The 8,483-nt window shown below is 69.3% G+C and carries 11 protein-coding genes; 4 read left to right on the top strand and 7 right to left on the bottom strand.

Annotated elements, in window-relative coordinates:
* Positions 1-452: 452 nt before the first annotated feature.
* The 4 genes from AB0J71_RS47785 to AB0J71_RS47770 all read left to right on the top strand — a co-directional run bounded on the left by AB0J71_RS47785 (position 453) and on the right by AB0J71_RS47770 (position 3,120).
* Positions 453-707, top strand: a complete 255-nt coding sequence (locus AB0J71_RS47785; protein WP_352320162.1) for a hypothetical protein — start codon at positions 453-455, stop codon at positions 705-707.
* Between the two features lie 113 nt (positions 708-820).
* Positions 821-1,156, top strand: coding sequence for a metalloregulator ArsR/SmtB family transcription factor (locus AB0J71_RS47780; RefSeq protein WP_352320160.1), 336 nt, complete (start codon positions 821-823; stop codon positions 1,154-1,156).
* Between the two features lie 9 nt (positions 1,157-1,165).
* The gene (locus AB0J71_RS47775; RefSeq protein WP_364420950.1) at positions 1,166-2,296 is read left to right on the top strand and encodes a GNAT family N-acetyltransferase; all 1,131 of its coding nucleotides are present in this window, start codon (positions 1,166-1,168) and stop codon (positions 2,294-2,296) included.
* Positions 2,297-2,673: 377 nt separating this feature from the next.
* Positions 2,674-3,120 carry an ACT domain-containing protein gene (locus tag AB0J71_RS47770; RefSeq protein ID WP_352320156.1) on the top strand — a complete coding sequence of 149 codons (447 nt, stop codon included), beginning with the start codon at positions 2,674-2,676 and terminating at the stop codon, positions 3,118-3,120.
* A 62-nt stretch (positions 3,121-3,182) separates the two neighbouring features.
* Here AB0J71_RS47770 and AB0J71_RS47765 read toward each other — a convergent pair whose 3' ends face one another.
* The 7 genes from AB0J71_RS47765 to AB0J71_RS47735 all read right to left on the bottom strand — a co-directional run bounded on the left by AB0J71_RS47765 (position 3,183) and on the right by AB0J71_RS47735 (position 8,467).
* A complete protein-coding gene (locus AB0J71_RS47765) occupies positions 3,183-3,383 on the bottom strand; it encodes a hypothetical protein (RefSeq protein ID WP_364420948.1) in 201 nt (66 codons plus the stop codon).
* A 19-nt stretch (positions 3,384-3,402) separates the two neighbouring features.
* The gene (locus AB0J71_RS47760) at positions 3,403-4,362 is read right to left on the bottom strand and encodes an alpha/beta hydrolase (protein WP_364420946.1); all 960 of its coding nucleotides are present in this window, start codon (positions 4,360-4,362) and stop codon (positions 3,403-3,405) included.
* Positions 4,359-5,405 carry a ferritin-like protein gene (locus AB0J71_RS47755; protein ID WP_352320150.1) on the bottom strand — a complete coding sequence of 349 codons (1,047 nt, stop codon included), beginning with the start codon at positions 5,403-5,405 and terminating at the stop codon, positions 4,359-4,361. The genes AB0J71_RS47760 and AB0J71_RS47755 overlap by 4 nt, the downstream gene beginning before the upstream one ends.
* Before the next feature lie 133 nt (positions 5,406-5,538).
* Positions 5,539-5,949: a cupin domain-containing protein gene (locus AB0J71_RS47750; protein ID WP_364420944.1), complete on the bottom strand. Its 411-nt coding sequence runs from the start codon at positions 5,947-5,949 to the stop codon at positions 5,539-5,541.
* A gap of 8 nt (positions 5,950-5,957) precedes the next feature.
* Positions 5,958-6,710: an SDR family oxidoreductase gene (locus AB0J71_RS47745; RefSeq protein WP_364420942.1), complete on the bottom strand. Its 753-nt coding sequence runs from the start codon at positions 6,708-6,710 to the stop codon at positions 5,958-5,960.
* Positions 6,711-6,828: 118 nt separating this feature from the next.
* Positions 6,829-7,506 (bottom strand): hypothetical protein, encoded by a 678-nt coding sequence (locus AB0J71_RS47740; protein WP_364420940.1) that lies wholly within the window; start codon positions 7,504-7,506, stop codon positions 6,829-6,831.
* Between the two features lie 46 nt (positions 7,507-7,552).
* A complete protein-coding gene (locus AB0J71_RS47735) occupies positions 7,553-8,467 on the bottom strand; it encodes an RNA polymerase sigma-70 factor (protein WP_352320143.1) in 915 nt (304 codons plus the stop codon).
* Positions 8,468-8,483: the final 16 nt, after the last annotated feature.

The raw sequence follows: 8,483 nt of genomic DNA, 5'->3' as shown, positions 1-8,483 counted from the left end.
GGCGCAACAGACCCCAGGCGACCGCCGCTGACAAGCCGCAAGTAGCTACCGGTCACCTCCTTATTGTCAATCTGATTTATGCTTTATGTACGCCCGAAAATAAACGCCCAGGTAGATGCCTATAAATCACGCCATATGCCATGGTTCCCTTTTATGGAGGTATGGTGGTTGGCATGGCGGGAGGACTTCGACCACGAACTCCTTACAAGGGAGCGCCCTTCAGCGGTGATCGATGCAGCAGGTTCTTACGGCTTGCTGCTACGGTCGGCCTCTGACAAGGGAAAATGCGGCATCTGATTGTGCCATCCCAGGTGAGAGGCGCCTCTCGACCAGCTCGTAGGGATGCTCGTCCTTGGCACGGACAGCTGATCTACGAGGCTGTCGAACCTGCACCCCGCTGGTGAAGCGGTGGGCTCGTGCTTGTCGGCAGCAAGTCTGCAAAGGCAGCTCTCATGATCGTCATCCACGCCACTTGGCAGCGCGTCGCGCTGGCCGCGATATTCGCGCTTCCCCTGGTGCTCGTGATCCTCCTGATGTCCCCCTCTTTCGTACTCCTCCCCTTCAGCGAGAAGGGGCGCCAGTTCGCCCTCAAGGTCTTGGACAAGGGCTTGGAACTGGTGAAGTGCATCCTGCCCGGCGCGGAGCAGAGTCAGGAGAAGAATGCGGAGGGCTTGAGGATCGAGTTGCCTGGAACCAGGAGCGCGTAGACACAAGGCCAGCGGAGTGCCTCGTGCCGCCGCCCGCAGAGACTCTGGCGCCGACCAGCAGTTGGCGTTGAGCGTTTACGACTCCGTAGTTCATCGTCTATCGTCGATCAACGATGAACAGCAACAAAGAACCCATCCCCCGGGCCGAGGCCGAGGAGTATGCGAGCTGGTTCAAGGCGCTGGCCGACGCGACCCGCATCCAGATCGTGTCGTTGCTGGCGCGGCGGCGTGGGCCGATGAGCGTGGGCGAGATCGTGGCCGCTTCGGGAGTGGGGCAGTCCACGGTGTCGCACCACCTGAAGATCCTGTCCGAGGTGCGGTTCGTGCTGGTGGAGCGGCAGGGGACGTCGAGCCTGTACCGCATCAACGAGAACTGCGTGAGCTGCTTCCCCACCGCCGCCGACGTGGTGATGGGCAACCCGGCGCCGGCCGCGCCGGCCTGTGACTGAGGAGATCTCATGGCGCACGACGAGATCGTCGACCACTGCTCCGCCCTGGCTCGCAGCGCGCTGAGCGGGCAGCGCATCGCCGGCTGTGATCCCGTCGCCGTCGCCGAGCTGCGTGCCGGTGAGACGGTGCTCGACCTCGGGTCCGGCGGCGGCATCGACGTGCTGCTGTCAGCCCGCCGCGTCGGCCCGCACGGCACCGTCTTCGCCCTGGACGCCAGCCCCGCCATGGTGGAACTGGCCCAACGCAACGCCGAACAGGCGGGTGTCGCCAACGTGCGATTCCTGCATGGCACGATCGAAGCGATCCCGCTGCCTGGCCACACGGTCGACGTGGTCATCTCCAACTGTGTGATCAACCTGTCCGCCGACAAGGCGGCGGTGCTGGGCGAGGCGTTCCGGGTGCTCCAGCCCGGCGGCCGGTTCGGCGTCAGTGACGTCCTCACCGCGCACGCGCTGGATGAGCAGGCGCGGCAGCGGGCCGAGCAGCGCATCGGCTGCGCCGCCGGATCGCTCACCGTGCAGGAGTACCGGGATTTACTCGCCGCGGCCGGCTTCGTCGCCGTCACGATCACGCTGACCGCCGATCACGGCGACGGGGTGCACTCGGCCATCGTCCAGGCCGTCAAGCCCGCCATCGGGCCCGGCCTGGAGATCCGGCCGATGCGCGAGGGCGACGCCGCCGAGGTGCTGGGCATCTACCAGGCCGGGCTGGACACCGGCCAGGCCAGTTTCGAGACCACCGCGCCCAGCTGGGAGGGATTCAGCGCGAGCCGGTTGCCGCACCTGCGGTACGTGGCGACCGACAGCGACTCCGGCGAGGTGCTCGGCTGGGTGGCGGCTTCGGCGGTGTCGTCCCGTCCGGTGTATGCGGGGGTGGTCGAGCACAGCGTCTACGTCCACCCCGGCTGCCAGGCTCACGGCATCGGCCGGGCGCTGCTGGCGGCGTTCATCGCCGCCGCCGAGGACGCCGGCGTCTGGACGATCCAGTCGGGTGTCTTCCCGGAGAACGCCGCAAGCCTGAGCCTGCACCAGGCGCTCGGCTTCCGCGTCGTGGGCACCCGCGAGCGCATCGGCTGTCACCACGGCCTCTGGCGGGACGTGCTGTTGATCGAACGCCGCAGCGCCTTGTCCGGGACCTGAATCGCCGCTCGGGGAACAGGGGCGGCCGTCCGATGGTTACATCCGTCGTGGCCGGTGTGCCCAGTGTCCCCGGGCCTCACCTATCGCCTTCGCGGACTACCGTTCGGCTGGAGCCGCGTTGTGCCTTTCGCCGAGAGGCGACACGCACACCGGTACGCACACGTGATGGCTGAAGGCCCTCGCCGAGTCGGCGGGGGCCTTCGCTGTCCCAGGGTCTACCACCGCCCGGAGCGGCATCGCCCCGGTCACCTGCACCGGGCCGACGGCCGGCGCGTCGGCCAGGCGGGCGTACCCGTCGGTGCGCAGGGCGATGATCGGGACGGCGCGGGGCCGGTCCGGCGATCACCTTGGCATCCACCCCTGGTAGACACGTGCCCATGAACGCATCCACCGCCCAGCGTCTGCGCATCATGTCTCCCGCATTCGCCGTCGAGCATCTGCCGCATGAAGGGTTGCCCGAGGACGATTGGCTGGTGCTCGTCCGCGCTCCGGAAGGGCTGACCGTGGTCCGTGAGGCCAGAGGTGTGGACCCGGCGGAGCAGTGGATCGGCTTCTACGGAGGTGCCACAGCACATGGCCTGGACATTCCCGGAATGCTGTCCGCGCTCGTCAAGCCGCTGGCGGAGGCGGCGATCCCGGTTTTCGTAGCCTCGACTTTCCATGCCGACCTGGTTCTGGTTCCCGCGCCGAGGAAGCAGCAGGCCATCGCCGTCCTTGAGAAAGCAGGGCACCGGATGGAGAGCCAGGACGGCGAAGCAGGTGAACGTCCCGGCCACGACCAGCAGGGTTACGAAGCCCAGGCCGGCCATGATGCCGACGCCTGACAGCCCCGCCAGGAGCCGACCTGCTCGGCGCACGCCGGCGGCGGCCGTCCGCACCCTGTCGGTCAGTGCGTTGACACCACCGACGCGGTGCAGCCCGATGGGGGTGATCGGGAGCAGCGCGGCGACGATGACGAGAGCTGCAGGACCTCGTCGTGGATGGCCGCCGCGAGCAGGAGCGCCCCCCACAGCGGCCAGCCGAGCAGGTGGCAGGCCGCGGCCACCCCGACCAGCAGGACCATCGTGAGGTGGACCACGTTCAGCACGTGATCGACAACGCCGTTCTCACCGAGACTCTCCGGCCTTCAAGGCGGTCCTGAGGACGTCGATGGCCTGGGCCATGGCGGCGCTGGTGGCCTCGGTGGCGCGGACGGGGTTGAGCATCATGAAGTCGTGCAGCGTGCCGTTGTAGCGGACGCTGGAGGTGGGCACCCCGGCCGCGATCAGCTTGCGGGCGTAGGCCTCGCCCTCGTCACGCAGCACGTCGTTCTCGTCGACGATGACGAACGCGGGCGGCAGGCCCTCGAGGTCGTCCAGGGAGGCGCGCAGCGGCGACGCGGTGATCTCGGCGCGCTGAGCGGGATCTGTGGTGTAGGCGTCCCAGAACCAGGCCATCGCCTTGGCCGTCAGGTACGGTCCGTCGGCGAACTCCCGGTAGCTGTCGGTGTCCTGGCCGGCGTCGGTGACCGGGTAGTACAGGGACTGGTGCACGAAACGCACGTCACCGCGCTGTTTGGCCAGGATGGTCAGGGCCGCTGTCATGTTGCCTCCGACCGAGTCGCCCGCGACGGCCATCCGGGAGGGGTCCAGCCCCTCCTCGGCGCCGCACTTCACGATCCACTGGGCGGTGGCATAAGCCTGCTCGATGGCCACCGGGTAGCGGGCCTCGGGTGAGCGGTCGTACTCGACGAAGACGACGGCCGCGCCGGCGCCGACTGCGAGCTCGCGCACGAGCCGGTCATGGGTGCCCGCGTCGCCGATGACCCAGCCGCCGCCGTGCACGTACAGGATGACGGGGAGCATGCCCGCCGAGCCGATGGGTTTGACGATCCGCACCCGCACGTTGCCGACCCCGGCGGGGACGACGATCCACTTGTCGTCCACGTCCGGCTTGGCGATCGGGGCGGCCTGGAGGTCGTCGAGGACCTTGCGGGCGCCCTCGGGGCCGAGCTCGTACAGGAACGGCGGGTTCGACGTGGCCTGCGCCAGCTCCCAGGCGGCGGGCTCGAGGATGTGCCTGGTCATGCCGCGCCTTCTTTCGCCGCGGAGCCGTCACGTGCTTCGCGGGGCACGTAGGCGAAGGTGGGACCGGCGCCGCCGGGCAGCGCCATCAGGGCCTGCGCCTGGGCTTTGAGCGTGAACATGATGCGGGTGGCGTCCGTGAGCCGCTTCGGGTCGCCGTTGAACGCCTGTTCCAGCAGGTTCAGCAGGGTGCTGTAGGTGGTGTCGAACAGATCCTGCGCCGCCCGTACGGCACTGCCCGGCTCGGCGGGCCGCGGGTTGGGTGTCATCGGCAGCACGCCGTCCGGGTCGACGCCGACCTGCTCCCCGGTGGGGCCGGTCTTCGGGGTGTCGCCCTGCTGGTAACGGCGGCCGAGCTTGAGCTCCTGAAAGCGGTAGTAGTGGGCGACCTCTTTCCGCTCGGGGTGGAGGACGTCCTGGTCGCCGTCCCAGACCTCGCCGTGGGCGTTCCCTTCTCCCTGCTCGACGATCTCCTTCAGCGCGCCGAGCGCGGACTCCAGATCCTCGACGGCGAACAGCGATCCGGCGGTGTGGCGGAAGTGTGCGCCGCTCACCTGCCGGGCCGGGTCGCCGCAGAACACCTCCTTCTCGCCGAGCGTCTCGCACAGGTGGCGCAACCCCTGCTCGATCGCGGCGTAGAACTGCCCGATCGTCTCGTAGCCGTCGTCCTCCGGCGGCGCGCCGGGCGGCGCGGGCCGTTCCAGACGCAGGAACATCTCCAGCGCCTGCGCGCCGAACGGCACCAGCGACACCTCCAGATCACCGTGCGGCAACCTGCGCGGATACGGCGGCAGCATCCCCGGCAGGTCCAGACGCGGCGCGCCGCCGACGGCGTTGAGCAGGTTCGCCGCCAGCGCCAGATGCAGCATCTCCTCCACGAAGACGCCGCTCACCACCTCCACAGCCGCCGGATTACGCTCCGGATCCAACGAGTACAGCGCCGTCAGGTACGGCGGCAGCGTCGCGTGCTCCAGCTCGATCGCCCACTGCAGGTGCTCACGGAGGCTGCCGAGCGTGCCGATCCGAACTGGTCGTTCGTGGTTCATTCGTGTCATACCTCGGGTTGTTGGCATGGCGGATCGGACCGCCGGCCGGTGGGCCGGCGGCCTGGCTCGATCCTGGGATCAGGCAGCGACGACGACAGCCGGTGCCGTCACGCTGCGGATACTTCGCCGGGGTTCAGGACGGGCGTGGCCCGCGGCGGTCCTTGCGCTGGGCCAGCTCGGCCTCTTCCACCAGCGTGAACATCGGCTTGCCCGGCTCGCACAGCATGGTGACCGTGAACCGTAGCGGGACATCGTCGCGATTGTTGCCGTCCTGGTAGTGGATGACGTCGCCACCCGGCTCCCAGAACGCCTCGCCGGCGCGGATCACCCGTTCCGGCTCTCCTTCCAGTTCCATCAGCATCTCGCCGTCGAGGACGACGCCGAAGGCGGGACCCGGGTGGCGATGCGGCGGCGCGCCAGGGTCTCCGGGCGGGTACTCGATGACCACGGTCATCACGTGCGCGCCCTCGGGGATGAACGGAGGCTGCGCCTCCTGCAGCACGGTCAACGCCGTCTGCCACGCGGTCGATCGCGGCTTGTCCATCGCCCGCCCTACTTCGCGTCGGACTGGTCGAGCCAGTCCTGGTAGGTGATGGTGCCGAGCTGCGCGCCGTCGGCGGGCACCAGCGACCGCTCGCCGAGCACGCTGCCGAAGTAGCGCGCCTGCGGGTCGACGACGACCTCGCGGGTGTCGCCCCAGGCGGCCAGCGCCTTGCGGAAGAACTCGTCCATCTTGTACCGGGTCGGTCCGGCGATCTCGATCCGGCCGTTCAGCGGCGTCCCCACCGCGGTCCTGCCGACCGCCTGGGCCACGTCGTCACCGGCGATCGGCTGGAACAACACCGGCGCGATGTGCACCTTGCCGTCGACCGTGCCCTCGTCGGCGATGCCGCGGGCGAACTCGAAGAACTGGGTGGAGTGCACCAGCGAGAACGGGATGCCCGACTTCTCGATCAGCTTCTCCTGGGCGATCTTCGCCGCGAAGTAGCCGTTCTCCGGCATCCGCTCGGTCCCCACGATCGACACCGCCACGTGATGGCCCACGCCCACGGCCGCCTCGGCCGCCAGCAGGTTGCCGGTGGAGGTCTGGAAGAACTTCATGACGGCCTCGCGCTCGAACGAGGGCGAGTTCGACACGTCGATCACGACCTCGGCGCCCTTCAGCACCTCGGCCAGGCCCTCCCCGGTCAGCGTGTCGACGCCGGTGTTCGGCGACGCGGCCACGGCCTCGTGGCCGTGCTCGCCCAGCTTCTTCACCAGCTTCGACCCGATGAGCCCGGTCCCGCCGATCACCACGATTCTCATTGTTGGCACCCTTCTGGCTTCCTGGGCGCTGTGGTGCGCCCCTGTCGTCAGCTAGGACAAGGCAGCCCCCCTCGGTTGTGACAGGCGGCCTCGGGTTCACGTGGCACCGGCATGCCCTTCAGTGCCAACGCTGGAGTTTGTCGGGGTTCAGGATGATCCACACCGCCGTGACCTCGGCTCCGGCCACGCTCACGCTGACCACCGCCACGGCCTTGCCCGCACGCCGCAGCACGAGCCCCGTCCTTCCGTTCACCGAGCCGATGGCCGGCTCGGTGCCTGGCTGGTCGATCAGCAACGCCGTGACGACCCGCGCGACCGCGTCCGCACCGTAGGTCGGCCGTACGGCGACGCGCACCTTGCCGCCGCCATCGCTGACCACGATCGCGTCGGCGGCCAGGACGTCCCGCAGCGCCTCGGTGTCGCCCGCCTGGCAGGCCGCGGCGAACAGGCGGGCGACCCGCTCGTGCCCGGCGAGCGTCTCCGGGCCGTACCCGGCCTGGTGCGAGGCGGGGTAAGGCACGGGCTGGGCCCGCGTCACCGGGCCGCGGGGCACGTGGTCGGGGTCGGGGTCGGCGACGAGTTCCAGGCAGATGCTTCCCGCGGTCCGCGTCAGCCAGGCGCGCGGCACCGCGATGGCGGCGCGCTCCTCCTCGTCGAGGGCGTACCAGCGGCGATAGGTCTCCTGGACGACGTGGTCGGCCGTGGTGTCCGAGCCGAACATGCACAGAGCGATCTCGAGCAGGTGCTGCCGTTCGTCGAGCAACTCCGCCAGCGACTCGGCGCCCGCCTCGGTCATGATCCGCCGCCTCCTTCATCGTCGGCAGATAAGACCGGACAGCCCGTTAGGTTGTGACAGAGCGGCTGCGAGACCGCTCGAAGGCCTCGATCTTGGCCGGGTTGAGGATCCACAACAGGTGGTGGATCCCCTCCCTGGAGGCCTCGATGGCGAGCAGGGCGACGCCGCTGCCGTCCCGGGTGACGAGCACGCCCGGCAGCCCGTTCATCTCGACCCACGTGACGGCGGTGCCCGGCCAGAACCGCGGCGAGAACGCGGCCACGAACCTGGCCACCCGCTCGTTGCCCAGCACGGGGAACTTGGCCGATCCCCTGATGCCGTCGCCGTCGGAGGAGCTGACGACGTCGGCGGCGAAGAGCTTCTCGAGGGCGCCGACGTTTCCGGTCCGGGCGGCGTCGAGGAAGGTCTCCAGGAGGCGCCGATGCTGGAGCCTGTCGATGGGCTCGTGGCGGACGGCGGTCACGCGCCTGCGGGCACGGCTCACGATCTGCCTGACATTGACCGGGGTGAGTCCCAGGATCTCCGCTATCTGCGGATAGGGGTAGTCGAAGGCCTCGCGCAGGACGTAGGCGGCGCGCTCGGTGGGATTGAGCCTCTCCAGCAGGAGCAGAAAGGCCAGCTCCAGCGCTTCGCCGCGTTCGGCGCCGACGGTGGGGTCAAGACTGGTGTCCACGGGTTCCGGCAGCCAGGGGCCGATGTAGGACTCCCGCCGCACGCGCGCCGACTTCGCCACGTTGATGGCCAGCCGGGTGGTGACCAGCGCCAGGAAGGCCGGCGGGTTCTCGATGGTCTCCCGGTCGGTGTCCTGCCAGCGCAGCCACACCTCCTGGACGATGTCCTCGGCCTCGGCCGCGCTGCCCAGCATCCGGTAGGCGATGCCGAACAGCCGCGGGCGCAGCTCGCTGAAGGCGGACGCCGCCCGGTCGAGAGCGTCCGCCTGTTCCAGGGATTCCGTGTTCATGTGCCCCACATCGATT

Source organism: Nonomuraea sp. NPDC049637 (assembly GCF_040675235.1).
In the GTDB taxonomy this organism is placed as follows: domain Bacteria; phylum Actinomycetota; class Actinomycetes; order Streptosporangiales; family Streptosporangiaceae; genus Nonomuraea.
The sequence above is the reverse complement of the archived record's forward strand: the minus strand, read 5'-3'. Positions and strand labels throughout refer to the sequence as shown.

Bases quoted from the DNA above. Each gene is read 5' to 3' on its own strand.
- AB0J71_RS47785 (WP_352320162.1), top strand. From the start codon at position 453: ATGATCGTCATCCACGCCACTTGGCAGCGCGTCGCGCTGGCCGCGATA.
- AB0J71_RS47780 (WP_352320160.1), top strand. From the start codon at position 821: ATGAACAGCAACAAAGAACCCATCCCCCGGGCCGAGGCCGAGGAGTAT.
- AB0J71_RS47775 (WP_364420950.1), top strand. From the start codon at position 1,166: ATGGCGCACGACGAGATCGTCGACCACTGCTCCGCCCTGGCTCGCAGC.
- AB0J71_RS47770 (WP_352320156.1), top strand. From the start codon at position 2,674: ATGAACGCATCCACCGCCCAGCGTCTGCGCATCATGTCTCCCGCATTC.
- AB0J71_RS47760 (WP_364420946.1), bottom strand. From the start codon at position 4,362: ATGACCAGGCACATCCTCGAGCCCGCCGCCTGGGAGCTGGCGCAGGCC.
- AB0J71_RS47755 (WP_352320150.1), bottom strand. From the start codon at position 5,405: ATGAACCACGAACGACCAGTTCGGATCGGCACGCTCGGCAGCCTCCGT.
- AB0J71_RS47750 (WP_364420944.1), bottom strand. From the start codon at position 5,949: ATGGACAAGCCGCGATCGACCGCGTGGCAGACGGCGTTGACCGTGCTG.
- AB0J71_RS47745 (WP_364420942.1), bottom strand. From the start codon at position 6,710: ATGAGAATCGTGGTGATCGGCGGGACCGGGCTCATCGGGTCGAAGCTG.
- AB0J71_RS47740 (WP_364420940.1), bottom strand. From the start codon at position 7,506: ATGACCGAGGCGGGCGCCGAGTCGCTGGCGGAGTTGCTCGACGAACGG.
- AB0J71_RS47735 (WP_352320143.1), bottom strand. From the start codon at position 8,467: ATGAACACGGAATCCCTGGAACAGGCGGACGCTCTCGACCGGGCGGCG.